This is a genomic window from Lebetimonas natsushimae, assembly GCF_002335445.1.
GTDB classification, from domain to species: Bacteria; Campylobacterota; Campylobacteria; order Campylobacterales; family Nautiliaceae; genus Lebetimonas; species Lebetimonas natsushimae.
In genome coordinates this window covers 182,408-207,415 of sequence record NZ_BDME01000001.1, presented here as the reverse complement: position 1 = coordinate 207,415, position 25,008 = coordinate 182,408, and the positions used below count along the sequence as shown (strand labels likewise).

The following is a 25,008-nucleotide window of genomic DNA, read 5'->3' as shown; positions in this document are numbered from 1 at the left end:
TTATCCTTTTTTATTTGTATTTTATACTAAATTACTTAAAGTATTCTTAATATAGCATAAAATCCGTCTTTTTTTGATATTTGTCAATTTTTTAATTTGCACTCTTTTTATTTTGTTACTTTTTGTAATAATCAAGAAATGATGTATAATTTCTTAATAAAAATATAATCCATAAGGGAAATTTATGAATATTCTAATTGCAGGGGCTGGAAAAGTAGGATACAATGTGGCAAAGGCGCTCTCAGGAAATCATAATGTAATTATAATTGACAAAAATGAAAAAGCCCTAAACACTATAAAAGAATCTTTGGATGTTATGACAATTATAGGCGATATGCGTGAAGCACATACATTTCTAAATATAGAAGAAAAAATTGATTTTTATATAGCTGTTACCAACAATGATGAAATCAATTTAATATCCACTATTGTAGTAAAAGACATATTGGATATTGAAAATATAATTGTAAGATTATCTAACACGGCTTATATGGCCACTAATTTTCAAAAAACATTAGATATAAACAGAGTGGTTTTCCCTTATAAATTGTCAGCAAGTGCAGTAGCAAAACTATTAGAATTTCCAAAAGCCAACAATATTAAAGAATTTCCTTTTAGTGATTATATTTTAATTTCAATAACCGTTAAAAACCCTAAAATAAACATAGTAAATGAAATTGAAGAAGATGACGTTAAAGTAATCGGTGCTGAGAGGGAGGAAGAATTTATTTTCTTAAATGAAAATGATGAAATTCAGGAAAACGATTTATTGTATATTTTTGGAAACAGGGAAAAAATAAAAAAATGTCTAAATTTACTTGATACAGTTTCTCCGGAAGAAATTAAAAATATTTTAATATACGGAGCAAACGAGCTTGGTATTGAAATAGCAAAAATACTTACAAACTTTGATATGAATATAAAAATACTGGAAAAAGAAGAAGATTTGGCAATGAGGGCAGCCGAGATATTAGGAGAAAATGTTAGTATCATAAATTCTTCATACGAAGATGAGGAAATGCTTGTAAATGAGGGTGTCCAATATAGCGATATAGCAGTGACAGCTTCATTAAAAGACGAATCAAATATTATAAAATCCCTGCAGGCTAGAAAACTCGGCATTAAAAAAATCATAACCATCAATAATAATCTAAATTATTATTCCTTAATGCACTCTCTCAAACTTTCCACAATAAGAGGTCCTAAAATTGCCGCTTTTTATGAAATTTTAGAAGAAATTGATTCAAGACTTTTAGTTTATGAAAGATTTTTCTTAGGTGCTAAAGGCAAAATATTTATAAAACAGATTTTTAACAAAAAAACAATAACTTCCCCTAAAGAAAAGGCCAAAATTTTAATCATAAGAGAAGACAAAATATATATATTAAAAGACAGCTTTGATATTAAAGAGGGGGATATTGTAATGGAATTTAATTTTTCAGGGAATAAAAAATGGATAGAAACTCTATAAAAAATATTTTAAAATTTTTATCCCTGGTTGGAATTATTGTAATTGCATTTTTTACCTTACCGCTTATTACAGGAATAATTTATAAAGAAGATATAACTTACTTTGCTCTATATCTATTTATATCCTTTTTAATTTTTATTTCGATTCTAATATATCTAAAAAATTATCGAATGAAAATGAAAATAAAAGAGGCAATTTTAAGTGTGAATTTGGTATGGTTTATGATTGGTTCACTTGGGGCTATTCCTTTAATGATAGGAACTCATATTAATTTTATTAATGGTTTTTTTGAAGCAATAAGCGGATTCACTACAACCGGAGCCACAATTTACAGTGACATTGACCATTTGCCAAAATATATTTTAATGTTAAGAAGCACAATGCACTGGATTGGCGGTATGGGAATTATTGTTTTAGGGGTAGGTCTCCTTTCATTTATTAATCCAACCGGTTCACTTACCCTTTTCCAAGCAGAATCAACCGGAATTAATGTGGAAAAAATAACACCCAAACTAAAACATACGGCATTAAAATTATGGGAATTTTATATTTTTTTAACACTGATTGACATGATACTGCTGAAATTGGAAGGTATGAGCTTTTTTGATGCAATTAATCATGCATTTGCTACTATTTCAACGGGTGGATTTTCCACAAAAAGTGCTTCTCTTGGGTACTGGGACAATAATTATTTAATCATATGGACAACTACAATATTTATGTTCCTCAGTGGTATGAACTTTTTAGCCCATATTAAACTGTTTAATAAGGATTTTTCAGGATACAAATCAGAAGAAGTCATGTGGTATACAATAATTTTCTTTGGATTGGCAACTGCATTATCAATAATCCATTTTTTCACTTCACAAGATTCATTTTTCTATTCATTAACACATTCATTTTTTACCATTTCCTCAATCCTGACAACTACTGGATTTGCAACATTGGATTATTCCCTCTGGGGACAAGCGGCAATTGCAATAATTTTCCTGGCCATGCTAATAGGCGGAAACACAGGTTCAACCGCTGGTGGTATTAAAACTATAAGATTTGTTGTTATGTTTAAAAACCTAACCCATCAGATAAAAAAAATACTCCATCCTAATATAGTTTGCTCAATCAAAATTGATAACAATAAACTTTCATGCGATACGGTGATTAATGTAAGCGCTTTTATATTTTTATATATTTTGACAAATGCCATTATTTCATTATATTTATTTGCAAACGGTTATGATGCAATGACTTCTCTTAGTGCGACAATAGCCTGTGTCGGAAACATAGGGCCGGGGTTTGGTCAGGTAGGACCCGCAGATAATTTTGCATTTTTTACGGATACTCAAAAATTTATATTGGCTATTGGCATGATTATAGGAAGACTTGAATTTTTTACGGTTTTAATTTTACTTAGCCGGGAATTTTGGAAAAAATTTTAAAAATTTTTTATAAATTCCACAGCTTCTAAAACATTTTCTTTAATAATCTCGGTACATTTTTTTAAATTTTCATCATATTCCCATCTTACTCCAATTGCCCTAACACCGGCTTCTTTTGCACTTAAAACATCAAGACAGGTATCTCCTACCATAAAAGCATTTTGTTTATTTGCTTTCATTAAATAAATGGCTTTTAAAACAGGTTCTGGGTGTGGTTTTGGGTTTTCTACGTCTTCTCTTCCGATTAACACTTCAAAATAATCCATTAATCCAAAATGTTCAAGCAGTTCTTTTGAATATCTGGCAGTCTTAGTCGTTACAATTCCAAGCCTTGCAAATTTTTTAGCCTCAATAACCGCTTCTTTGGAAGTTGGCAAAAGTTTTGTTTTCTGAGTGGATATTTTTCTGTAATGCATTTTATAGGTGTTTACATATTGATCTACATTTTCATCAATTCCAAGTTTAAAAAACATAATCTCAAGCGGAAGTCCAATAAGTTTTTTAATTTCCCTATCCCCTGGATAGGGTTTATTAAATTTTTCAAATGTTACTCTGAATCCTTCTAAAATGGCCTCAGTTGAATCAATAAGCGTTCCGTCCAAATCAAATAAAATTACTTTCACACCATTTCCTTACTTCATTTTTTATTTCAAAAATATCTTCTACACTGTTTAATTTTACATTTTCAAACTTTTTAACAGCTTCTAAAATAATTTTGCTTATATTTAAAAAACCAATTTTTCCTTTTAAAAACTGCTCTATTGCAAACTCATTTGCAGTGTTTATCACTACCCCCAAATCAGAATTATTTAACAAGGTTTCTTTTATTTCCCATACCGGATAACGTTTGATTTCTATTTTTCTAAATTTCAAACTTCCGACTTCCACCAAATTTATGGGTTTTAAAATTTCTACATCTACTTTCTTAAGCAGGGCAAAAGCAATGGGAAGTTTCATATCTGTAGCGGATATATGAGCAGTTGTACTTCCGTCAATCCATTCAACAAGAGCGTGAATAACCGATTTTGTTTCTATAAATGCATCAATATTATTTGTATTAAAAAGCCATTTAGCCTCAAGCAGTTCAAATAATTTATTAACCATAGTGGCTGAATCAATTGTTATTTTTTTACCCATTGACCAGTTGGGATGATTTAAAACGTCTTTAAGAGTGGCTTCTTTTATTTTATCTATTTCCCAGTCCCTGAGAGCCCCACCGCTTGCAGTAATATATAATTTTTTAAATTTTTCATTATTTAATTTTCCATTTCCCATTTTACATTGTCCATTAAGCAGATACCAAAGCCCGAAATGTTCACTGTCTATTGGGGTAATTTTGGAAATATCTATAAATTTTCCGGCAATTACAAGGGATTCTTTATTTGCTAGGGCTATTTTTTTATTTAGTTCCTGAGCTTTAAGGGTAGGTCTGAGTCCAGCCTCTCCCACAAGTGCATTAACCACTAAATTACTTTCACTTTTTTCCAAAACTTCTAAAATAGAACTCTCTCCCCATAACACATTTTTAAAATCCACATTTTTTACTGTTTCCCTGTCTTTTACAACCACATATTTAGGATTAAAATCTTTAATCTGCTGATTTAAAAGCTTATAATTATTACCGGCAACCAAAACTTCAATATTTAAATTAAATTTTTTAGCAATTTTTAATGTATTTACACCTATACTTCCTGTGGAACCGAGTAGTATCATTTAAATTCCTAACATTACAAGCATCACCGGTGCAGAAAAAAGATAACCATCAATTCTATCCAATATTCCGCCATGACCGGGAAGTATATTTCCGCTGTCTTTTACCCCCGCCCTTCTTTTTAGAAAACTTTCAAATAAATCACCGAAAATACTTACTATACTTACAACTACGGAAATCCCAAAAGCTATAAAAAAAGGATAATAAAAGCTGCCCACTATTCCACCCACAATACTTCCTCCAATAATTCCGCCGATAACCCCTTCCCAGGATTTATTTGGAGAAGTCAGACAAAAACCGTTTTTAAAAAATTTTCTTGCAAAATTTTTTCCTGTAAAATAGGCAAAAGAATCTGTCAGAGCAACAGTTACTATAAGCCAAATAGCTGTATTCATTCCGTATTTGAAATAAAGTCCGTAAAATAGCATTAAAGGAACAAAAGGATAAATAAAAGGAGTTATTAAATTAATCTCTTTTTGAAAATATGCAACATATGAAGCAATTAAAATAACGCCGAAAACACCGGCAAAAAACGGATTTACAAAAGAAAAAAGTAAAGATATACCAAGTATTCCGTAAATTTTTTCATCCAAATTAACATTAAATAATCTTGCAGCTTCATAAAAACCAATTATACAAATTATTGCAAACAAAAACCCCGTAAGATAATAATTATCTATAACCGCGACTATCAATAAAACTGCTAAAATTCCCATTGCTGTTATAATTCTCTCTTTCACACCATACCTTTTATAAATTTTCCATTTTCCATTACAGATCCCAATTTTAAGCTTTTATATCTATATGTCTTGTGGCTTCTTTTTTAACCTCTTCCTTTTCACCTTCGTCCGGTAAAATCTTTTCGATTTCCTCAACAGGTCTTACCTCTTCCACTTTTCTCTCTTTTTCCTCTGCGTTCAGTTTTTGAATTTCTTTACTTACAACTTCTCTTGCCATTATATCAGAAGCAATTACTGAAGGGACATGCTGATTTTGATTAATTAAAGTAATTTCGCTAATCAGTCTCATATTTTTACCTTTATTGATGAATACTTTCCATATTCTACATTTGCTTTTTGCTGAACTTTTACAAACTTTCTTTTAGTATAATCGACCACTCCCTCATCTTTATTAGAAAAAGCAACGGCTAGTTTTGCCGCTTCTTTTAAAATCTTTTCAGGCACGTTTAATTTATTGTTTTTAATAATCACATGTGCACCCGGATAATTTTTAATATGCATCCATATATCATTTGCATTTGAAGTTTTAAGAAGTTTTATATTTCCATTTTCATTTTTACCGACTAAAATCTGATAATCGTCAAAAAAGAATTTTGCAATATTTTCATCATCTTTTTTTTCTTTTTTAGGAGGTCTGTAACTTTTTAGAGTTGATAAATCCGTGCTTTTTTCAACAAGTTTTTTATAATTTTTTAAAAATTCAATCTGGGAAGTCAAAAACTTTTTTTCAATATGCAAATTTTTGGCCTTTCTTTTGGCTTTTTTTGAAAGATTGTAATAATAATTTCCTATTTCATTTATATTTTTAAGTTTAGGCAGTGGAATGGTTATCTCATTTCCTTCAAAATCATATGTTTTAATCTCTTTCATAAAAGGCTTTATCTGATAAAGGTTTGCCATTGCAATGTCCGCATATTTTTTATAAATTTCACTTTTTTCGTTCAGCTCTTCTTCGCTTGGCATTTTCTTTAATCTGTTTTGAAGCTCTTTTATTTTTTTATTAAGTCTATTGATTATTACTTTTTTTGCTTCATTTAATTTTTTTTCATATTTTTCTTTAAAAATGGTTTGGGTATATTTTTCCAAATCTTCTATTTCAAATTCTTTTTCTTTAATTTCTTTTGGCGGTAATTCCTCAAGTTTAATCCCAGGTTTCACAACCCTGCTTGATAGGTTTTCACTTATATGTCTTAGGGATTCAATTATTTTGTCTTCTTCATCCAAAATAATTGCATTTGTATATCTGCCTGTAAATTCAAACCTTATTTTTACTGTCTCTTTTTTAAAATTATTGTTATTTTCAGCTGTTATAGTTAAAATTCTTTCTTTCGCCGCTGCATCAATCAATCTTGCTTTTGTAAATTTTTTCTCAAGCACTATGTCAAAAGGGGCTTTAAATTTTTTAATCAAAGGATAATCAATATTTATATAAATATCACTGTTTCCCTTTGTCAAATCAAAATAATATCTGTCATTGTCAAACTGCATTAAAATAAGATTTTCATCAACTCTGAGGGCTTTTTTTATAATTTTATAATTTTTTAACCTCTCAGCTATTTTTTTTAAAACAAACGCTTTCATTTTTCATTATCCATTTTCAATTTTACATTATTCATTAATTTACCCGCATCTAATTCCATATTTAGCCATCTCTACAAATCTTCTGACTTTTTTCTTATCTTTTTTTCCTGGCACACTTTCAACCCCGCTGCTTACATCTACACCGTAAAACCCGTAATGTCCCGCTTCAAATACATTTTCGGGAGTAAGACCGCCTGCTAGGATTATTTTGGAATTGTCCCTTCCTTCAAACCATTCAAGCGCCACTCTCTTACCGCTGCCCCCGTATTCCGGGACATAAGCATCTACAATTCTATATTCATCGCTAAATTTTTCAATATCTTTTTTTTCTTTTGCACGAATTACTTTTAAATATTTACAGTTTAATTTTTTAAAAAATTCCTTATTGGCATCAAAATGAATCTGTGCAATATCCGCTTTCGTATATGCCATCACTTCATTTACATATTCAGGCGCGGTATTTACAAATAAAACCGCTTTAACAACAAATGGGGGAAGCTTTTTTATAATTTTTTTAATTTCCTCCGCTTTTATAAACCTTGGAGATTTATCATAAGTTACAAACCCGAGGGCATCGACCCCTGCATCACAGGAAATTTTTGCATCTTCATAATTTGTTATACCGCAGATTTTTACCCTCATTTAAACCCTTAAACTCTCAATTGCTTTTTTATAATCACCGCTTTTAAACACATAACTTCCTGCAACTAAAATATCAGCCCCTGCTTCAAGCAGGGCTTGTGCATTTTTGTCATTTACCCCGCCGTCAACCTCTATTAAAAGAGACGGGTTTCTCTTCTCGGCCATTTCCCTTATTTCTGATATTTTTCTAAGGGCAGAAGGTATAAATTTTTGACCACCAAATCCTGGATTTACGCTCATAACCAAAACCATATCCACATCTTCTATTATGTATTCAAGCAAACTAGGAGGGGTTGCCGGATTTAAAACAACCGAAGGCCTGATTCCCTCATTTCTTATTTTCTGAATAACCCTATTGATATGTTTTTCAGCTTCTATATGAAAACTTATAAATTCGGGTTTTAAATGTTTATACATATCAATAAAAAAAGGTATATTTTCCACCATAAAATGAATGTCAAGAGGCACACCTGAAGCTTTCTTTACCGCCTCGATTACCATAGGCCCCATTGTCATATTCGGAACGAAATGACCATCCATTATATCACAGTGGATATAATCCGCCCCTGCAATACAAACAGCTTTTACCTCATCAGAGAGTTTTCCAAAATCTGCACTTAAAATACTTGGAGCTACTTTCATAATATTCCTTTTACCTGATTTCTTCCGCTGTTTTTTGCTTCATATAACGCCCTGTCAACCCTTTCTAAAAGAGTTTCTTCATTATCGTCTTTTTTTACATAAGTAACACCGAAACTGCTTGTTACCTTTATTCCGTCAAAATCATGACTTTCAATAATTTTTCTTAATTTTTCCGCAACTATTATAGCTTCAAAATAACTTGTATAAGGAAGTATAATTAAAAACTCTTCTCCTCCCCATCTACCAAAAAAATCATCTTCTCTTATATTGTTTTTAATGATTTTTGCCAATTCTTTTAAAACAAAATCCCCTTTTTCATGTCCGTATGTATCGTTAATATTTTTAAAATGGTCGATATCAAAATAAATAACACTGCCCCTGTGGTTTAACAGTTTTTTTAATTCCTTGCTTAAAATATTCCTATTATAAATTTTCGTTAATTTATCATAATTTGCTATTTTATGAATCCTGAAATATTTATAAATTAAAATCACTATTACAATAATCAGAATAATTAAAATTAATAAATTTAAAATTTTTTCTTTTTTATGCTTAACTATTTCTTCATCGATTAAACCGATATATTTACTGACAATAGTATTTTTTTCTTCATCACTAATTTTATCAATAGCATCATTTAATTTGTCTCTTAAATAAACTAAATCCTTTCTTATCATAATCTGTAATTTAAAATCAATTGGCAATTTTTTATATAATTTGACATTTAAAATATTGTTTTTATTAACCAAATAAATCAAAACAGGCAAACTGTCAACAACACAGTCTATTTTTCCGTTTTCTACATTTTTTAAAGCCTCAATTGTATTTTTTTTCTCAGTTAAATTTATTTTAGGATAATGTTTTTTCATTAATTTTTCAGCTGTAAAATCTTTACCAACACCTATTTTTAATTTATAAATATCATTTTCTTGTACATTTTTCCTACATACAAGGGCAAGAGGAAATTTCATATAAGGTTTTGTGAAAACCGCATACTCTTTTCTGTCTTTTGTTTCACTCGTATTTATGGTTATATCAGCTTTTCCTTCTTTGATCTGTTTTAAAACATTAGGCCAATACGATTCCAGGATAAATTCATAATCCAAATTGGCTTTTTTTGCCAAAAGTCTCCAAAAATCGACTCCTATCCCCTTTAATTCCCTCTCTTCTATAAAATCAAACGGAGGCCAGTTCGGAGTTACAATGACTTTTAACACTTTTCTTGAAATATGATTGTCGATATAATTTTCATAAAGCAGTTCGTCAAAATTTATCTTTTTATTCAAATATACAGACGAAACAATAAAACTTTTATAGACTAAATTAGGCTTAAATAACGGGCTTTCTTCAATATTTTCCACAGTTTCTTCAATCATATCGGATTTTTTATTTATAAAACCGTTAGAAGCAATTAAATAAAATCTATTAAATTCCAGCCCGAAAGATTTTAAATCATATTCATAATAATTTTTAATTGGCTTATTTAAAACAATTGCATCAATTTTTTTTCTAAAAAAATCCCTAATGGAAGCTTTTTTAAAAATAATATTATTGTCTAATGAAGAAAAAAATATTTTAGTTGCAAAAGTAGGATTAGCCACTGTTTTTATTCTGTCTAATTTAACATTTGAAACAATATATTCATCTTCCCTCTCAAGAGGAGCCAATATTCTGTAGTTATTTTTCAAAATTTCCGGAATAAAACCGAAAGGCACAACAGCTAAAGAATTATTCAAATCAATTTTATCTATATTTTTATAAAATTTAACCTTAAATTCACTATCTTTAAAAAAATTTGCATAATATACGGCGTTTTCGGGAATATACACATCTATTGCAAATAAAAAACCAAATAAGAATATTATCAAATACCGCACTAACAATACCTTTTATTTAAACATCCATAAAGTTCTATTCTTCTGTCCCTGAAAAACGGCCATATTTTTCTGATTTCTTTTGCCGCCTTTAAATCAATATCGGCTTCAATGATTTCTTCATTAATACCACCTTTTACAATTTCCTCTCCCTGAGGCCCGAATACAAAACTATTCCCCCAAAATTCAATCCCTCCAAGCACTCCGGATGGGTCTTTTTCTTTTCCTACTCTGTTAACCGCCGCCACATAAACCCCGTTTGCAACAGAATGCCCTCTTTGCACGCTTATCCATGCATTTTTCATTTTTTCTTTTTCCTCTTGTGTATTTTCTTTTTCACAAAGTTCATCAACCCTGTTTTCCGGACACATCAGATATCCAATCGCAGTCGGATAAATTAAAATTTCCGCACCTTTTAGTGCCATAATTCTGGCAGGTTCAGGATACCACTGATCCCAGCAAACCAAAACCCCGAGTTTTCCGATACTTGTATCAATAGGTTCTATTGAATCGCCCGGCGTAAAATAAAATTTTTCATAAAAACCGGGGTCATCGGGAATATGTGTTTTTCTGTAAATTCCTGCAATTTTTCCCCTGTCAAATACAACTGCAGTGTTATAATAAATTCCGTCCATTACTTTCTCAAACAGACTTGTAACTAACACCCTGTTTTCTTTTTTACTGATTTCAGCCCAGAATTTCACATCTTCATTAAAACTTTCAGCCAGATCAAAATATTTTGTATCCTCACCCTTGCAAAAATATTCGCTTTGATGTAATTCAGGCAGTATTACAAGTTCCCCATTTGATTTTTTAATCATTTCAACACTATTGGCAACAGTATCTTTTTTATTTCCCTTATATGACTGCTGAATTAAAGAAATTTTCATAAAAATCCCTTAAATTATTTGATGAATTAATTATAACACAATTTGTTATAATTTGAAAAAAGGATGTCTATGGCAAATCTTTTAATTATAGGAGCTGGTGGAGTCGGAAGGGTTGCGGCATTTAAAGCGGCTAAAAATAAAGATACTTTTGAAAATATTGTAATAGCCAGCCGCACAAAAAGTAAATGTGACGCAATTGCAAAAGACATTAAAGAAAAATTGAACATTGATATTAAAACTTATGCTCTTGATGCAAACAAAAAAGAAAATGTTATAAATTTAATTAAAAAAGAAAATATTGATATAGTCTGCCATGTGGCACTTCCTTATCAAAATTTGCCAATTATGCACGCCTGTATTGAAACAGGAGCTGCTTATCTTGATACAGCTCTTGCGGAAACAGAAGACAATCCAGATACTTATTACGATTTGCAGTGGGCACTTGACGGGGACTTTAAAAAAGCTCACACCATGGCGCTTCTTGGATGCGGATTTGACCCGGGTGTAACTTCTGTGATGGTAAAATATGCGGCTGATTATCTGTTTGATGAAATAGAAGAAGTTGAAATTTATGACTGTAATTTCGGCTCTCACGGAAGAGCGTTTGCCACAAATTTTGACCCGGAAATCAATTTGAGGGAACTTAATCTTCCAGGAAAATACTGGGAAAACGGGGAGTGGAAAACAACTAAGCCTTTTGAAATCCAGACTAAACACACTTACCCTGAATGCGGGGAAGCCACCAGTATTTTGATCTGGCACGAAGAGCTTGAAAGCATTGTAAAACATTTTCCAAATCTAAAAAAAGCAAAATTTTATATGTGCTTTAGCGACCAGTACCTTTACCATTTCAATGCGCTTAAAAATGTGGGAATGTTCAGTATAGAACCTATTGAGATATGCGAAGGCTGCAGTATTTCCCCACTCCAATTTCTTGCAAAAGTTTTACCGGACCCACAGGAGCTTGTTAAAAACTATAAAGGCAAAACAAATATCGGAGTAGTTGTAAGAGGTAAAAAAGATGGAATTGACAAAGAATACTACATTTACAATATCTGTGACCATGAAAAAGCAATTGCTGAAACTGGAGCCCACTGCGTAAGCTATACAACAGGGGTTCCTGCCATTATCGGATGCAAATTAATGGCTAAAAAAATCTGGTGGGCTGAAGGTGTCAAAAATGTGGAAGAATTTGATGCCAAACCTTTCTTTGAAGAGATGGAAAAACAGGGATTACCTATCAAAATCAAGGAGATAAAATGAGCAATTTGTTAATAATCGGAGCCGGAGGAGTCGGAAGGGTTGCAACTTTTAAAGCGGCAATGAATGATTATGTGTTTAAAAACATCGTATTGGCAAGCAGAACAAAAAGCAAATGCGACGCTATTGCAAAAGATATTAAAGAAAAACTGGGAGTAAATGTAAAAACGGCTGAAATTGATGCAATGGATGTTGATGCAACAGCAAAATTAATTAAAGATACAAACAGTGATATTGTTTTAAATGTTGCGCTTCCTTATCAGGATTTGGCAATAATGGATGCATGTCTGAAAGCCGGGGCTCATTATGTAGACACTGCAAATTACGAACACCCGGATGAGGCCAAATTCGAATACAAACTTCAATGGGCAAAAGATAGCGAATTTAGGGAAAAAAATTTAATGGCACTTCTTGGCAGCGGATTTGACCCGGGAGTTACAAATGTATTTACAGCATTTGCAGCACAGGAACTGCTTGATGAAATTGAAACTCTTGATATCCTTGACTGTAACGCAGGAGACCACGGATATCCTTTTGCCACAAATTTTAACCCGGAAATCAATATCCGTGAAATTACTCAAAAAGGAAAATATTACGAAAACGGGGAATGGAAAGAAATTGAACCAATGAGTGTTAGTTTTAAATGGAACTATCCAAAAGTCGGGGAATATCCAAGCTATTTGCTTTACCACGAAGAGCTTGAAAGTCTTACCAAAAATTTTCCGTCAATCAAAAGAGCTAGATTTTTTATGACTTTTTCAGACAAATACCTATGGCATTTAAGAGCTTTGCAAAATGTCGGGATGACAAACATTGAGCCAATTGAAGTATGTAAAGGATGTAAAATTTCCCCAATGGAATTTCTAAAAAAAGTGTTGCCGGATCCTGCAAGCCTGGGGCCTAGAACAAAAGGACAAACCCATATAGGAGTGGTGGTAACAGGATATAAAGACGGCAAAAAGAAAAGATACTACATTTACAATATCTGCGACCATCAATGTGCATTCAGAGAAGTCGGGGCCCAGTGCGTTAGCTATACAACAGGGGTTCCTGCAATGATTGGAGCTAAAATGATAGCCACTAAAACATGGTTTAGTGCTGGAGTTAAAAATATGGAGGAATTTCAAGCAAGGCCATTTATGTATGAACTAAATAAAAACGGCCTTCCTTGGTTTATTGAAGAACTCCCAACCGAAGGATTGCCAATTGACGAAATATAATTTTAAAAATTTTTTTCTTTTTGCCCTTTTAATTACACTTTATCGTCTTTTTGTTTTATATCATGTAAATATAGATTTACATGTTGATGAAGCATATTACTGGGGATGGTCAAAACACCTTGATTTTGGCTATTATTCAAAACCCCCTATGATTGCATGGGTAATTCATTTGGCTTCCATGATTTGCGGAGACAGCGAAATATGCATAAAATTACCCTCTCTTGTTTTATATCTCCTAACTTCAATAAATGTTTTTTTAATTGCAAAAGAACTATTTAATGAAAAAGTAGCATTTTTTTCAGGCATTACTTTTATAACCCTGCCTCTTGTCTCATTTTATTCAATGGCAATCACAACGGACAGTGTGCTTTTATTTTTTTATTCTTTAACCTTGCTTTTTTTTATAAAAGCTATAAAAGAGGATAAACTTCTTTATTGGATAATAGCGGGAATTACAGGGGGGCTTGGTTTACTTAGTAAGTACAATATGATATTTTTTGCAATAAGTGTGATAATTTATCTGTATTTATGTAAAAAAGAGGAATTCAAAAAAAGAAATCTCTATATTGCAATGGTAATTGCGGCGGCTGTATATTTGCCCAATTTAATTTGGAACTATCATCACAATTTTATAACTTTTCAACACACCAAAGAGATAAGCGAAATAAACAGAAAGCTCTTTCACCCCGACAAGCTATTAAACTTTATCTTGGCCCAGTTCGGGGTATTCGGCCCTGTGTTTTTCGGAGTTTTATTATATCTGGCGGTAAAACCTTGTTTTAAAGAGTGCAGATATAAATTATTATATTCATTTGCATTTGTATTTTTGGGATTTATTTCCATTCAGGCATTTTTAAGCAGGGCTTTTGCAAACTGGGCAAGTGCCGCGTATATTGCAGGTACAGTTTTGGTAATCGCTTATTTAATTGAAAAACATAAAATCAACTTAATTAAAATAGGAATTGCGATAAATTTAATTGCAGCGGTTTTATTTTATCATTATCACGATATTACAAAAATGCTAAATATTACCTTAACTTCAAAAAAAGACCCTTTTAAAAGAGTTTTGGGATGGAATGAGGTTGCTAAAAAATTAAAGCCAATAGTCCAAAAATATAATTATCCCCTAATGTTTGATGATAGAGTTTTAATGGCCGAAATGATTTATTATTTAAGACCTGATGCATTTAATGCGGTAATGTTTAATCCAAACGGAAAAATAAAAAACCAATATGATATGGATACAAAATTAAAAATTGGTAAAAGTTATATTTATGTTACCAAAGAGAATCAGGCTAAAAAATATTTTGAAAATTCAAAACTGATTACAGTGATAAATGTTCCTTTATATCCGGATTTTAACAGGACATATAAAGTCTTCTTTATGAAGAGATTTAAAGGATATTGAGTTGATTTTACTAAATTATATTGACTTTTGATTAATTAAGATGTATAATTATAAAAAATTTAAGGAGGGGTGAATGTTTATTAACAGAATAGAAAAAGAGAAATTAAAAGAGTTTAGCACACTTTCCATTATTGCAGGTGTTTTAATGGCAATAGCAGGAATACTTGCAATAATTAAACCAGTAGCGGGGAGTCTGGCGTTTGTCATTTTTTTAGGCGCTTTATTTACAGCAGCCGGTCTTGTTCAGCTTTACACCACATTTAAAGCACATACAAAAAGTTTAAGTGCATGGTTTAAAGCATTAATGCTTTTAATTACAGGTATTTTACTTTTAATATGGCCTGGAAGTGGTGTTGCGGCTGTAGCAATACTTTTTGCAGCATACTTTTTTGTTGACGCATTTGCAAGTTTTGGTGTAGCTATGGATTTAAAACCGCTAAAAGGTTGGTGGTTATCTTTATTAAACGGTATGCTTAGCTTTATTTTAGGTGTTATTATGGTAATCGGATGGCCGTTTAGTTCATTTGTAACAGTAGGGATCGTTGTGGGTGTAAGTTTCCTTATGGACGGTATAGTTCTTATGTATCTTGGATGGATGGCTAAAAAAGGGGCTTATGACAACGGCTCTGACAACGCTCAGACAAATACACAGAACAGCTAAAATTCAGGCCTTTTTCTTAGGCCAAAATTTAACTATTGAATATCCGTCTTCCTTATGGCGAGGTGCTTTTTCATCAAACTCATAATCTTCAAAAAAATCATTTAAAATCGTTGCAAGATATTTTAATCTCTCTTCAGTGCTTAATTTAGGAAATTCATCTTTTAAAAATTCATATAAATGTTTATCCTGATTTTGACATTTTTCATTCAATTTTTTTATATTCTCTTCGCTTAGATCAAGTTTCATATTTAACCTTTATAAATTTTCTCCCCGATTTCACCATATCTTTTGTAATAATATCTTACAAATTCATCGGCTTTTTTATTAAGGGGATAAAAGTTTTTATCTTTATATACCAGTTTATCCAAGAATTCTTTTGCATCTTTTTTTTCTACATAATGCCTTGCCAAATCTAAATATGTATTTTTATACCAGTTTTTTAACTTTTCATAATTTGAATAATTATATTCCAAACTTTTACCGTTAAAAGAAATTATTTCATTTTCAAAAAGTCCTGTTAAATGAATAAGCCCCTCAATATAATAAGGCAGCACTTCATCAACCTCCATCCATGAAATCAATCCGACAGCCCTTTTTATGACATCTTCCAAAACAGCCTCAATTAAATCATTTTCTTCATTTTCAAAAAACGCCATAAGTCCGCCGGTGGTGGCTTTAAATTCCTCTACATTTTTAAACATTCCGCTTTTATTCATTTTAGCCTCAGTTCCTTCATCCACCCATAAAATATGTCCGAATTCGTGACCTATTGTTGTAATGTCATAAACTTTTACAAATTTTTCTTTGTTTTCCAAGTTTTTATAAAATTTATCCATAAAATCTCTGCCGAATATTTCATAACTAAGAGCCATTTTAGGTCTGGCTTTTATATCCTCATAAACTTTATCTACAAAAGCAAATATTTTTTTTCCTTTCTCACGACTTACACTCTCATCATTTGGCACAACCTGAGCTGAAAAAAGTCCGTTAAATTCAGCCCCGTAAAATGTAGCAGGAGTTGAAATGAAAAGCTTGGTTCTTTCAATATTTTTTAGGGCGTTTTCCAAAAGTTTAGTATCGGAGCAGTATTTTTTATACATTTTTACGATATTTTCTTTTACAGTACTTTTAATTTCGGGATTTTTAATTCTTACATCAAGCTCAAGCGCCACGGCTTTACGGAATTTATCCTCATAATATTCAAGAGGATGTCCAACCTGAATCGGAGAATCTATATCCATCCAAATTCTGTCAACATTTGCCCATCTTTTTATAAGCTCACTTCTGTTTCTCTCAAGAAGCGCAGTTTTTAAGGCGTTAAAATATAAAATCCACTCAACCTTTTTTTCATTTTCAAGCTTTTCAAGATTTACAATAAGCTCGTCTACAGCCCTGACCGCTTCATTTACTTCTTCTTCAAAAACTTCTGCATATGTTTTTACAATATATCCGTTTTGGGTTTTTACCAAAACACTGTAAGTTCTGTCTTCCTCTTCCTTTAATAGGTCATTTTCAAGCAAAAAAGTCATTACTTTTGCTTCATCCCCGCCAAATTCAAGTGAGAGTTCTTCATTTATTGTGTGAATTACATGTTTTGTCCAGTGAGGCTGCCATGCAGAAAAAGAAATACCGATTTTATGCACACCTCTTAAAATTTCAGTATAAAAAGGGCCTATAAAAGGTGCAAGCTCATTTATCAGTTTTTCATGCTCTTTTATCCAGAAATTTTTGGTAAGTTCATACAAATCCAGCTGAATTTCTTTTATATCCTCTTTGCTAAGATTTACTTTTTTGAGAAGATTTATAATTGCATCTTCCCTTAAATGAAAAAACCTTTTTTTTAGGGCCAGCAGATTGTCTTCATTTATTTCCAAATTCAGGGTTTTTAAAATTTCTTCAAACAAAGCCCTCATATCATCCGGACATTTTTTAAAATAACCATTTATTTTCTCATCTCTTTTTCTAACAATTTCATACGCTTTTTCCAAAAACATTTACTTCCTTTAATTTTGTTCTATTTCACCATTAAATCCTGTAATACCCTCACTTAAATGCGGTATAGTTTTATTAAACATTATTTGTATATATTCCTGAAGATGAGAAGTTCTGTTACCGGTTCGACAATAAATTATTATATTTTCATTTAATAATTTTTGCCATTTTTCTTTATCTCTGTGAAACTTGGTAATTGGCAAAAGTTCATCAGTACCTTTAATTCTTGCCACTTCATTTTCATGTGGTTCTCTTATATCTATAAGTTTAAAATCAATTTTTCCATTTTTTCTATTTTCTAAAAGCTCAATTAATTCATCTGAACTGATATTTTCTTTATTAAACATCTTTCTCCTTAAAAATCATTCCAGGAATGAACTTTTTTAATTATCTGAATATCCTCAATCTCACTAATTGCAGAAAATCCTATATCATGAAGATAATTTTCATCATATTTTACAAGGGACAGAATATATCCCCCGTTTCTAAGAGCCCTGAAAAAAGGTTTTATATCTATTTTTTTATCAATGATAATATAATGAAAATATCTTTTATAATTAAAATCGCCTTCAAGCAATTCTCCAAAAAATTCTTGATTTGTAGTCCCAACTCTAACCTCATCATTACCTGAGAGACTTTTAATAACGGTTTCAATAACTTTTAATTTTCTATTATCCATCTTCCATTATCCATTAATAATTAAATACTTCCATATGAATAAAGTTCTTTAAATAAAAATGCATCAACTATATCATTAATACTCATTTCAACTCTAGGAGTCATAAGCGGTTCTGCCCCGGCTTCTATAAAATCAAAAACAAATTCTTCTTTTGGAGTTATAAAAAAATGAACCGCCCCTACTAAACCATCTCTATTTTCCACATACTCTATTTTTTCTACAGCGCCGTTTTTTACAAACACTTTTGCAAATTTTTCTGCCTCTTTACTTGGCACACATATTTCATTTTTAATCGGAATTCCTAAAACATACATTTTACCCTCTTTCTATTTCACCGGGATAATCCGCTATACCGTATGTTAAGTTACCCACTTTTTCAAATCCAAGCTGGCTTTGAAGTGCCCTTTGTAAATATCCGCTTCTGCTTCCTACATGACAGTAAATTATAATTCTCTCATTCTTTAATTTCATCCACTCATCAAGCTCCCACTGAACCTTGCTGATTGGAAGCAGTTTATCAGTCCCTTTTATTCTCATCATCTGATTTTCAAACGGTTCTCTTATATCAATAAGTTTAAAATTAGCAAGCCCTTCATCTCTGGCTTTTAGCAGAATTACAAGTTCTTCTCCCAAGATTTGATCTTTCTTTAAAATATTTTCTACTTCAGTAACACTTAAACCTTCTATTTCTATTTCTTTTTTTTCTTTTTTATAATTTTTTATATATTCTTCGCTGCAAAATATCCCGCAGTGACATTTTCCCTCATTTGGAATTTCTTCATTAATAGCCTGAGGACAAGGGCAAATTCTATCCTCTACGCTTTTATATTTACCATTTTCTTCAACAACCGGAAAACAGGGGCAAAATCTTTTTCCATAAAGTATTTTATTGTTTGTAAGCCCTTTTAAAACCCTCTCAACTACATCTTCCTCGGGATTAAATCTCCATCCGAAATGTTTTACAGTTTTATGGGCAAACTTTTCCGTTTTTAAAAATTCTTCCTGAAACTCTTCAGAATTTAAATCAACTGTTTTCATTAAGCTCCTTTTTCATTTCTTCACATTTCTCAGGATTACAGAAAATTCCGCAGTGACAACACCCCTCATTCACTTCATGACCAATTGCAGGTTTGCAAGGACAGATTCTATCTTCTTTATCACCCATTGGAATAAAACAAGGACAGTATCTTTTACCAAACATAAGTTTATTTCTGGTTAAACCCATTACGATGGCATCGTATACTTCTTTATTTGGAGTTATACACCATCCAAACTGTTTAACTACTTTTTCAACAAATTTTTTTGTTTTTTCTTCTTCTTTTTTAAATTCTTCACTGTTCATATCCACATCAGTTCTTTTTGGTTGAAGCATAGCTTCTCCTTTTTTTATTTATTTTATCAAATTTGTAAAAAAAATCAAAAAAAGATAAATTTTATCTTTTTAAATTTTGCTATAATTTTAATCAAAAAGGTGTAAATGTTTTTAACAAATTCAGATTATCTTAAAAAAATTAAAAATTTGGCATCAATGGCAAGGGAGCTTAATTTAAACGTATATATATGGGGTGAAAGGGGTGTCGGTAAAACAACCCTTGCCAGATACATTGCCCCAAACGCGATAATTAATAAAATTAATCCCAATCATCCATGCATAATAGAAAATTTTGATGAAAATCTAATTCCGAATACAAATTTTCCAATTATGGTTGCAACAGGTTCAAAACCCTTAAATAGATCTGTTTTTAGAAAATATTTTGAAATTGAAATTGAATTAAAACCCCTCAAAGAACATCCGGAGGATATAGAATTTTTTATAGAGTATTTTACCAAAAAAGCAAAAGAAGAGCTTAAAATAAATAAAAATATTATTATAAAAAATCCGGATATCTCTGAAAATTTAAACTCATTAAAAAGACAGATTTACAAAGAAATGTTAAAACCAAACAAAAATGAAATATATGAAATTTTAAAAGAGATTTTAAAAAATGAACATTCAACATATGAAGAGGAGATAAACCTTTTTGAAAAAAACCTATTTACGGCAATGAAAGAGAAATACCGCTCAAAACTTAAAATTTCCGAAAAACTAAAAATTAACAGGGTTACTCTTACAAAAAAAATGAAGGCTTTAGGTGTTTAAATTCTGGATTGAATATGACATAAACCCTTTTATTGTATTTGATTACAAATCAAATATTATTTACTGCAACCAGGAAGCTGAAATATTTCTCTCTTATATTAATAAAAAAGAAGTTTTTGAATTTGCTATTAAAAACGCCCCAAATAATGGCATAAAAACGGAATTTAAAGAAATAAAATTTGATAAATTTGAATTTATGGGATATTCAATAGGTTTTTATGAGGAAAAACTTGGAGTTAGGTTTTTTATAAATACCGAAAAGCAGAATTTAACCCTGCATAATCTGGAAAAAGTCAAATTTTCAATGCTGCTTGAATTTGTAAAAGAATATTTAAATCTTAAAGGCATTAATATTGACACTTTTTACGACCCTTCCATTCCTGAAATCTATTTAAACAAAAAAGAATTATTAAATATTATTTTTGAAATGCTAGAAAATTCTAAAAGTGCAAAAATATCTTCTAAAATTATAGTGGGAGAATACATAAAAATAGATAACAAAAAATACCCCCTTGCCCAAATTGATATAATTACAAAGCCGTTTAAAAAAATTAAATCAGATTTTTTTGAAATTGAAAATTCACAAAACGGATACAGTATAAAAATACCACTTATTAAGGAAATAAATGAAAATAATACTGCTTGATACAGAAACTACGGGAAATAAAGAAGAGGATAAAATAATTCAACTAAGCTATATTGTAATGAATGAAAATCTTGAAATTGAAGAAATACATAATGACCTGGCAAATCCAGGAATGCCAATTTCTTTTGAAGCTATGGCGGTCCACCACATAACAAACGAAATGGTGGAGGACAAACCAAGATTAAAACATACAAAAGCCTTTAAAAGACTAAAAGAGCTAAACTCTCCCGAAAATATTGTGGTAATTCACAATGCCGAATTTGATTTAAATATGTTGAAAAAAGAAAATTTTAACCCATTTTTTAAAATAATTGATACTTTCAGGATTTTAAAACATTTAATAAAAGATAGTAAATATTCACTTCAATATAACCGATACGCATTGGGGCTTTATAAAAAAGAAAAAGAAATATGCGAAAAATATAATATTACAATTAACGCCCACGATGCTCTGGGGGATGTTGTTGTTTTAACACTTCTTTTTGAATATCTTGTAAAAGAATTTAACAAAAGTGTTGAAGAACTTGTTCAACTTACACAAGAGCCTATTTTATATGATAAATTTTACACGGGCAAACATAAATTTAAAGATATTAAAGAAGTCATTATAAAAGACCCGGATTATATAGAATTTATACTTGAAAGTGCCGATTTGGAACCGGATTTGAAATATTCCATTGAACACCATTTGGCAAATATGGAAGAACAGCCTGAATACAGGTTTGCTTTTGGAAAATATAAAGGAATGCTCGTTGAAGATGTGGCGGAAATTGATATTAGTTATCTTTCTTGGGCTTATCACAATATGAAAATGAGCAAAGGAATGAGAAAAAGAATTGGGGAAATACTTAATAAAATGTAAAATGCACAATGTATAATGGAAAATTAAAAAAATCAATTATCCATTCTCAATTTTCAATTATCCATTAAATTTACCCTCCAAGGTATTTTTTCTTAATTTCATCACTCTCAAGAAGATTTTTTGCTTGATCTTCCATTACAAGAAGTCCGTTTTCCATTACATATCCTCGGTTTGCAATTCTAAGGGCAGCCCCTGCATTTTGTTCCACAAGTAAAATTGTCACATCCTCTTCTTTATTCAGTTTAAGTAAAATTTCAAAAACATCTTTTACAATAATAGGAGCAAGCCCAAGGCTTGGCTCATCAAGAATTAGCATTTTAGGCTCACTCATAAGCGCCCTTGCAATTGCAAGCATTTGCTGCTCACCTCCGCTTAGACTTCCCCCGTAATTATTTCTTTTTTCTTTAAGCCTAGGGAATATATCATATATTCTGTCTCTTAGTCTTTCAAAATTTTCATCATTTAAATATGCACCGATTTTTAAATTCTCCTCAACTGTTAAATTGATAAAAATTTTTCTGCCCTCAGGTACTAAAGCAAGCCCTCTTTTTACTATCTGATGAGTTGCAAGACGGGAAATATCTGCTTCTACAAATTCTACACTCCCCTCTTTTTTTACCAAATTAAAAATAGCATTAAGGGTTGAAGTTTTACCGGCGCCGTTGGCTCCGATAATTGTAACAATTTCACCCGCCCTTACTTCAAAATTAATTCCTCTAACCGCCTCAATTACGCCGTATTTTACTTTTAAATTTTTAACCTTCAGCATCTCAATCCTTTTTTATTTTACATTATCCATTAAATTAAACTTCAATATCCCCGAGATATGCTTTGATAACCTGTTCGTCTTTCATCATATCGGCTGGTTTTCCTTCAAAAATTGTTTTACCGTAATCAAGTACCATTACTCTGTCTGCTATTTTTTGGACAAATTTCATATCGTGTTCGATAAAAAGAATTGTTTTTTCTTTAATTTCCCTTAACTTAAAAACAGTGTTTGCAAGTTCTTCCGTTTCTTTTGGATTCATCCCGGCAGCCGGTTCATCAAGCAAAAGCAAATCAGGTTCGGTCGCCAAAGCCCTTGCTATTTCCACTTTTCTCTGATTTCCATAACTGAGCGCCTTAGCATTAATATCTGCATACTCATCAATTCCGAGAAATTTTAAAATCTCCATTGCCATTTCTTTATGAATTTTTTCTTCTTTAAAAAATTTAGGCACCCTGAAAAGGGCTTCAAAAAAATTATATTCTATATGGTTATGAAATCCTATTAAAACATTTTCAAGCACACTCATAGAATTAAAAAGTCTGATATTTTGAAAAGTTCTTGCAATACCTCTTTTTACAATTTCATTAGGTTTAAGCCCTGTAATTTCCTCATCTTTAAAATAAACATGTCCGCTTGTAGGAGGAAATGCCCCTGTTATAATGTTAAAAAGAGTCGTTTTACCTGCACCGTTTGGACCTACAAGGGCAAAAATTTCCATTGGTTTCACATGAAAAGTTACATCTTTTATAGCAACAACACCACCAAACTGTTTCGTAACTTTATCTATTTTTAACATTTTTTTCCTTTATATTTTCATTCTAAATTCTCCATTTTTCACTTACACTTTTAACTTTTCATTTAAATATCTCTCCCCTTCACGTCTCGCCCATTTAACAAAAAGTCTTTTTGAGTCCAAAATACTTTCTTTACTTTCTAAAATCACTTCTTTTAACATTTGCGAAGCACTTACCGCATTAGAAAATCCTCTTCCCCCCATTCCGTTAATAATATAAAGACCCTTTTTATAAAAAATTTTTTTAGGCATTTCACCTTTTACAATATGTTTATTTTCCAAAAGAGTCCTATCTACATCTATAATTTTACCAACTATAGGAAAATAATCAACACTTGCAGCCCTCTGACCCCCTTTAATGGATACTATTTCACCGCTTATTTCCATAATTTCATTTGCTTTTTTAATTAAATATTCAGCTTCTTCTAAATTTTCCCTGCATTCCAAACAGTTTCTCTTATGGGTTGCCCCGATTCGAAATTTATTGTTTACAAAAGCCAATGAACAGTTTTTATGATAATAAATATCCAATTTTTCATTATCCGTTTTAGATTTTCCATTTAACTCAATTCTCTCTCCCCACACAGGTCTGATGTTAATATATGGAATATCGACAATTTTTTCATAACCGGTTGCCAAAATTACATTTTTTGTTTTTATTTCATCATTAATAATCCAGATATCATCTTTAAATTCTATTTTTTTAACTTCAATTTGTTTAAAATTCACTTTTATTTTTTTTCTGACCTCATCAACTTCAACTATCGAACCTATATCAAAAAAAAATCCTCCGTTTAACTTTTTAAAAGGAAGTCTTATTTCTTTTTCATATTGTTTGAATTTTTCTATATCCCTATCATCGCGGGGCAAAAGAAGAACCCCCTTTGTATGGGTATCAATATCTAAATTTTTATAAAATTTTAAAGCTTCGATTATAGAATTGTTAATATATCTAGTATAAGAACTGTCAAACCCTATTTTTGGAAACAAAAATGCCCCTGCAGCCCCGCTTGCACCTTCAAGTATACCTTTTTTATCTATAAGAAGTGTATTAAATTCTTTAAGTCTATAAGCACTCAAAAATCCTGCTATTCCAGCCCCTATTACCACAAAATCAAAAACTTTCATTAAAAGCCGCTTCTAAAACTTTTTTATCATATCCTTTAAGGGAATTAAATAGAAAATTTTTAAATTCATTTTTATCTACAACAACTTTTACATATAAAATCTGAGTTTTTTTATCATACCATGTACCGTCACTAACGGCATTTGTAATAACAAAAGATTTTACTTTTGCCAAAACACTTTTGTCTTTACAGTTTAACTTTCTTAAAAATTCTTTGGTTTTAATCAAAATTTTTTCACTTAAATTTTTCATACCCACGGCATATGCCTCCTGTTCGGCAAGTCTTGTATTTTTTTTGGTATGCACTTTTCCAACACTCATAAAATTTGTTTCATAACATACCCAAAAAGGTGCAGGAATTTTATGAACATAACATTTGGTAAATTCTTTTACTTTGGCAGGAGCATTGGTAAGACTGCATCCCACAAAAACCAAAGGTAAAATTAAAAGAATTTTTTTCATTTT

Annotated in this window: 29 protein-coding genes; 9 read left to right on the top strand and 20 right to left on the bottom strand. The window is 31.0% G+C overall.

What is annotated here, in order from left to right; genetic code table 11:
- The first annotated feature begins 184 nt into the window (after window positions 1-184).
- Window positions 185-1,471: an NAD-binding protein gene (locus LNAT_RS01210; RefSeq protein WP_096258109.1), complete on the top strand. Its 1,287-nt coding sequence runs from the start codon at window positions 185-187 to the stop codon at window positions 1,469-1,471.
- A complete protein-coding gene (locus LNAT_RS01205) occupies window positions 1,453-2,907 on the top strand; it encodes a TrkH family potassium uptake protein (RefSeq protein ID WP_096258108.1) in 1,455 nt (484 codons plus the stop codon). The genes LNAT_RS01210 and LNAT_RS01205 overlap by 19 nt, the downstream gene beginning before the upstream one ends.
- On the opposite strand, the gene LNAT_RS01200 is transcribed toward LNAT_RS01205, so the two are convergent.
- The 9 genes from LNAT_RS01200 to LNAT_RS01160 are packed head-to-tail and all read right to left on the bottom strand — an operon-like array spanning window position 2,904 to window position 10,987.
- Window positions 2,904-3,530: an HAD family hydrolase gene (locus LNAT_RS01200; protein ID WP_096258107.1), complete on the bottom strand. Its 627-nt coding sequence runs from the start codon at window positions 3,528-3,530 to the stop codon at window positions 2,904-2,906. The two genes, LNAT_RS01205 and LNAT_RS01200, sit on opposite strands and share 4 nt — an antisense overlap.
- Window positions 3,511-4,620 carry a 1-deoxy-D-xylulose-5-phosphate reductoisomerase gene (gene dxr, locus LNAT_RS01195; RefSeq protein WP_096258106.1) on the bottom strand — a complete coding sequence of 370 codons (1,110 nt, stop codon included), beginning with the start codon at window positions 4,618-4,620 and terminating at the stop codon, window positions 3,511-3,513. Before dxr ends, LNAT_RS01200 begins: the two co-directional genes overlap by 20 nt.
- Window positions 4,621-5,358: a phosphatidate cytidylyltransferase gene (locus LNAT_RS01190; RefSeq protein ID WP_096258105.1), complete on the bottom strand. Its 738-nt coding sequence runs from the start codon at window positions 5,356-5,358 to the stop codon at window positions 4,621-4,623.
- 46 nt (window positions 5,359-5,404) lie between these two features.
- Window positions 5,405-5,647 (bottom strand): hypothetical protein, encoded by a 243-nt coding sequence (locus LNAT_RS01185; protein WP_096258104.1) that lies wholly within the window; start codon window positions 5,645-5,647, stop codon window positions 5,405-5,407.
- Window positions 5,644-6,939, bottom strand: coding sequence for an NFACT RNA binding domain-containing protein (locus tag LNAT_RS01180; RefSeq protein ID WP_096258103.1), 1,296 nt, complete (start codon window positions 6,937-6,939; stop codon window positions 5,644-5,646). The genes LNAT_RS01185 and LNAT_RS01180 overlap by 4 nt, the downstream gene beginning before the upstream one ends.
- A gap of 39 nt (window positions 6,940-6,978) precedes the next feature.
- Window positions 6,979-7,581 (bottom strand): phosphoribosylanthranilate isomerase, encoded by a 603-nt coding sequence (locus LNAT_RS01175; RefSeq protein ID WP_096258102.1) that lies wholly within the window; start codon window positions 7,579-7,581, stop codon window positions 6,979-6,981.
- Window positions 7,582-8,223, bottom strand: a complete 642-nt coding sequence (gene rpe, locus LNAT_RS01170; protein WP_096258101.1) for a ribulose-phosphate 3-epimerase — start codon at window positions 8,221-8,223, stop codon at window positions 7,582-7,584.
- On the bottom strand, window positions 8,220-10,100 hold the full coding sequence (locus tag LNAT_RS01165) for a transporter substrate-binding domain-containing diguanylate cyclase (RefSeq protein WP_096258100.1): 1,881 nt from the start codon (window positions 10,098-10,100) through the stop codon (window positions 8,220-8,222). Before LNAT_RS01165 ends, rpe begins: the two co-directional genes overlap by 4 nt.
- Entirely contained in the window at window positions 10,100-10,987 is an 888-nt protein-coding gene (locus tag LNAT_RS01160; RefSeq protein WP_096258099.1) for a carbon-nitrogen hydrolase, read from the bottom strand. The genes LNAT_RS01165 and LNAT_RS01160 overlap by 1 nt, the downstream gene beginning before the upstream one ends.
- Before the next feature lie 69 nt (window positions 10,988-11,056).
- Between LNAT_RS01160 and LNAT_RS01155 the strand changes: the two genes are divergently transcribed.
- From LNAT_RS01155 to LNAT_RS01140, 4 genes are all read left to right on the top strand, one after another.
- Window positions 11,057-12,250, top strand: coding sequence for a saccharopine dehydrogenase family protein (locus LNAT_RS01155; protein ID WP_096258098.1), 1,194 nt, complete (start codon window positions 11,057-11,059; stop codon window positions 12,248-12,250).
- Window positions 12,247-13,467, top strand: coding sequence for a saccharopine dehydrogenase family protein (locus LNAT_RS01150; RefSeq protein ID WP_096258097.1), 1,221 nt, complete (start codon window positions 12,247-12,249; stop codon window positions 13,465-13,467). Before LNAT_RS01155 ends, LNAT_RS01150 begins: the two co-directional genes overlap by 4 nt.
- Window positions 13,454-14,875: an ArnT family glycosyltransferase gene (locus tag LNAT_RS01145; protein ID WP_096258096.1), complete on the top strand. Its 1,422-nt coding sequence runs from the start codon at window positions 13,454-13,456 to the stop codon at window positions 14,873-14,875. The genes LNAT_RS01150 and LNAT_RS01145 overlap by 14 nt, the downstream gene beginning before the upstream one ends.
- A gap of 73 nt (window positions 14,876-14,948) precedes the next feature.
- On the top strand, window positions 14,949-15,536 hold the full coding sequence (locus LNAT_RS01140; RefSeq protein ID WP_096258095.1) for an HdeD family acid-resistance protein: 588 nt from the start codon (window positions 14,949-14,951) through the stop codon (window positions 15,534-15,536).
- 3 nt (window positions 15,537-15,539) lie between these two features.
- Here LNAT_RS01140 and LNAT_RS01135 read toward each other — a convergent pair whose 3' ends face one another.
- Genes LNAT_RS01135 through LNAT_RS01105 form a run of 7 tightly spaced genes read right to left on the bottom strand, consistent with a single transcriptional unit; the run spans window position 15,540 to window position 19,579 of the window.
- Window positions 15,540-15,782 (bottom strand): hypothetical protein, encoded by a 243-nt coding sequence (locus LNAT_RS01135; protein WP_096258094.1) that lies wholly within the window; start codon window positions 15,780-15,782, stop codon window positions 15,540-15,542.
- Window positions 15,783-15,784: 2 nt separating this feature from the next.
- On the bottom strand, window positions 15,785-17,530 hold the full coding sequence (gene ciaB, locus LNAT_RS01130; RefSeq protein ID WP_096258093.1) for an invasion protein CiaB: 1,746 nt from the start codon (window positions 17,528-17,530) through the stop codon (window positions 15,785-15,787).
- A gap of 9 nt (window positions 17,531-17,539) precedes the next feature.
- A complete protein-coding gene (locus LNAT_RS01125) occupies window positions 17,540-17,875 on the bottom strand; it encodes a rhodanese-like domain-containing protein (RefSeq protein ID WP_096258092.1) in 336 nt (111 codons plus the stop codon).
- An 8-nt stretch (window positions 17,876-17,883) separates the two neighbouring features.
- On the bottom strand, window positions 17,884-18,207 hold the full coding sequence (locus LNAT_RS01120; RefSeq protein WP_096258091.1) for a hypothetical protein: 324 nt from the start codon (window positions 18,205-18,207) through the stop codon (window positions 17,884-17,886).
- A gap of 20 nt (window positions 18,208-18,227) precedes the next feature.
- Window positions 18,228-18,521: a hypothetical protein gene (locus LNAT_RS01115; protein ID WP_096258090.1), complete on the bottom strand. Its 294-nt coding sequence runs from the start codon at window positions 18,519-18,521 to the stop codon at window positions 18,228-18,230.
- Between the two features lies 1 nt (window position 18,522).
- Window positions 18,523-19,245 carry a ferredoxin-thioredoxin reductase catalytic domain-containing protein gene (locus LNAT_RS01110; RefSeq protein ID WP_096258089.1) on the bottom strand — a complete coding sequence of 241 codons (723 nt, stop codon included), beginning with the start codon at window positions 19,243-19,245 and terminating at the stop codon, window positions 18,523-18,525.
- A complete protein-coding gene (locus LNAT_RS01105) occupies window positions 19,232-19,579 on the bottom strand; it encodes a ferredoxin-thioredoxin reductase catalytic domain-containing protein (RefSeq protein WP_096258088.1) in 348 nt (115 codons plus the stop codon). Before LNAT_RS01105 ends, LNAT_RS01110 begins: the two co-directional genes overlap by 14 nt.
- A gap of 105 nt (window positions 19,580-19,684) precedes the next feature.
- On the opposite strand from LNAT_RS01105, the gene LNAT_RS01100 reads away from it, so the two are divergent.
- Genes LNAT_RS01100 through LNAT_RS01090 form a run of 3 tightly spaced genes read left to right on the top strand, consistent with a single transcriptional unit; the run spans window position 19,685 to window position 21,855 of the window.
- The gene (locus LNAT_RS01100) at window positions 19,685-20,347 is read left to right on the top strand and encodes a DNA-binding transcriptional response regulator (protein WP_096258087.1); all 663 of its coding nucleotides are present in this window, start codon (window positions 19,685-19,687) and stop codon (window positions 20,345-20,347) included.
- Window positions 20,340-20,993 (top strand): hypothetical protein, encoded by a 654-nt coding sequence (locus LNAT_RS01095; RefSeq protein WP_096258086.1) that lies wholly within the window; start codon window positions 20,340-20,342, stop codon window positions 20,991-20,993. Before LNAT_RS01100 ends, LNAT_RS01095 begins: the two co-directional genes overlap by 8 nt.
- On the top strand, window positions 20,974-21,855 hold the full coding sequence (locus LNAT_RS01090; protein WP_096258085.1) for a 3'-5' exonuclease: 882 nt from the start codon (window positions 20,974-20,976) through the stop codon (window positions 21,853-21,855). Before LNAT_RS01095 ends, LNAT_RS01090 begins: the two co-directional genes overlap by 20 nt.
- A gap of 70 nt (window positions 21,856-21,925) precedes the next feature.
- Here LNAT_RS01090 and LNAT_RS01085 read toward each other — a convergent pair whose 3' ends face one another.
- The 4 genes from LNAT_RS01085 to LNAT_RS01070 are packed head-to-tail and all read right to left on the bottom strand — an operon-like array spanning window position 21,926 to window position 25,005.
- Window positions 21,926-22,624 (bottom strand): ABC transporter ATP-binding protein, encoded by a 699-nt coding sequence (locus tag LNAT_RS01085; RefSeq protein ID WP_096258084.1) that lies wholly within the window; start codon window positions 22,622-22,624, stop codon window positions 21,926-21,928.
- 34 nt (window positions 22,625-22,658) lie between these two features.
- Window positions 22,659-23,420: an ABC transporter ATP-binding protein gene (locus LNAT_RS01080; RefSeq protein WP_096258083.1), complete on the bottom strand. Its 762-nt coding sequence runs from the start codon at window positions 23,418-23,420 to the stop codon at window positions 22,659-22,661.
- Window positions 23,421-23,462: 42 nt separating this feature from the next.
- Window positions 23,463-24,545 (bottom strand): NAD(P)/FAD-dependent oxidoreductase, encoded by a 1,083-nt coding sequence (locus LNAT_RS01075; RefSeq protein WP_096258082.1) that lies wholly within the window; start codon window positions 24,543-24,545, stop codon window positions 23,463-23,465.
- Entirely contained in the window at window positions 24,532-25,005 is a 474-nt protein-coding gene (locus LNAT_RS01070; protein ID WP_096258081.1) for a hypothetical protein, read from the bottom strand. Before LNAT_RS01070 ends, LNAT_RS01075 begins: the two co-directional genes overlap by 14 nt.
- Between the last annotated feature and the right edge of the window lie 3 nt (window positions 25,006-25,008).

Excerpts from the sequence above, each read along its gene's own strand:
- LNAT_RS01150 (WP_096258097.1), top strand. The coding sequence starts at position 12,247 with ATGAGCAATTTGTTAATAATCGGAGCCGGAGGAGTCGGAAGGGTTGCA.
- LNAT_RS01090 (WP_096258085.1), top strand. The coding sequence starts at position 20,974 with ATGAAAATAATACTGCTTGATACAGAAACTACGGGAAATAAAGAAGAG.
- LNAT_RS01120 (WP_096258091.1), bottom strand. The coding sequence starts at position 18,207 with ATGGATAATAGAAAATTAAAAGTTATTGAAACCGTTATTAAAAGTCTC.
- LNAT_RS01115 (WP_096258090.1), bottom strand. The coding sequence starts at position 18,521 with ATGTATGTTTTAGGAATTCCGATTAAAAATGAAATATGTGTGCCAAGT.
- LNAT_RS01180 (WP_096258103.1), bottom strand. The coding sequence starts at position 6,939 with ATGAAAGCGTTTGTTTTAAAAAAAATAGCTGAGAGGTTAAAAAATTAT.
- LNAT_RS01085 (WP_096258084.1), bottom strand. The coding sequence starts at position 22,624 with ATGCTGAAGGTTAAAAATTTAAAAGTAAAATACGGCGTAATTGAGGCG.
- LNAT_RS01175 (WP_096258102.1), bottom strand. The coding sequence starts at position 7,581 with ATGAGGGTAAAAATCTGCGGTATAACAAATTATGAAGATGCAAAAATT.
- LNAT_RS01080 (WP_096258083.1), bottom strand. The coding sequence starts at position 23,420 with ATGTTAAAAATAGATAAAGTTACGAAACAGTTTGGTGGTGTTGTTGCT.
- LNAT_RS01155 (WP_096258098.1), top strand. The coding sequence starts at position 11,057 with ATGGCAAATCTTTTAATTATAGGAGCTGGTGGAGTCGGAAGGGTTGCG.
- LNAT_RS01185 (WP_096258104.1), bottom strand. The coding sequence starts at position 5,647 with ATGAGACTGATTAGCGAAATTACTTTAATTAATCAAAATCAGCATGTC.
- LNAT_RS01160 (WP_096258099.1), bottom strand. The coding sequence starts at position 10,987 with ATGAAAATTTCTTTAATTCAGCAGTCATATAAGGGAAATAAAAAAGAT.
- LNAT_RS01210 (WP_096258109.1), top strand. The coding sequence starts at position 185 with ATGAATATTCTAATTGCAGGGGCTGGAAAAGTAGGATACAATGTGGCA.
- LNAT_RS01075 (WP_096258082.1), bottom strand. The coding sequence starts at position 24,545 with ATGAAAGTTTTTGATTTTGTGGTAATAGGGGCTGGAATAGCAGGATTT.
- LNAT_RS01205 (WP_096258108.1), top strand. The coding sequence starts at position 1,453 with ATGGATAGAAACTCTATAAAAAATATTTTAAAATTTTTATCCCTGGTT.
- LNAT_RS01100 (WP_096258087.1), top strand. The coding sequence starts at position 19,685 with ATGTTTTTAACAAATTCAGATTATCTTAAAAAAATTAAAAATTTGGCA.
- LNAT_RS01110 (WP_096258089.1), bottom strand. The coding sequence starts at position 19,245 with ATGAAAACAGTTGATTTAAATTCTGAAGAGTTTCAGGAAGAATTTTTA.
- dxr (WP_096258106.1), bottom strand. The coding sequence starts at position 4,620 with ATGATACTACTCGGTTCCACAGGAAGTATAGGTGTAAATACATTAAAA.
- LNAT_RS01135 (WP_096258094.1), bottom strand. The coding sequence starts at position 15,782 with ATGAAACTTGATCTAAGCGAAGAGAATATAAAAAAATTGAATGAAAAA.
- LNAT_RS01105 (WP_096258088.1), bottom strand. The coding sequence starts at position 19,579 with ATGCTTCAACCAAAAAGAACTGATGTGGATATGAACAGTGAAGAATTT.
- LNAT_RS01070 (WP_096258081.1), bottom strand. The coding sequence starts at position 25,005 with ATGAAAAAAATTCTTTTAATTTTACCTTTGGTTTTTGTGGGATGCAGT.
- LNAT_RS01140 (WP_096258095.1), top strand. The coding sequence starts at position 14,949 with ATGTTTATTAACAGAATAGAAAAAGAGAAATTAAAAGAGTTTAGCACA.
- LNAT_RS01125 (WP_096258092.1), bottom strand. The coding sequence starts at position 17,875 with ATGTTTAATAAAGAAAATATCAGTTCAGATGAATTAATTGAGCTTTTA.
- ciaB (WP_096258093.1), bottom strand. The coding sequence starts at position 17,530 with ATGTTTTTGGAAAAAGCGTATGAAATTGTTAGAAAAAGAGATGAGAAA.
- rpe (WP_096258101.1), bottom strand. The coding sequence starts at position 8,223 with ATGAAAGTAGCTCCAAGTATTTTAAGTGCAGATTTTGGAAAACTCTCT.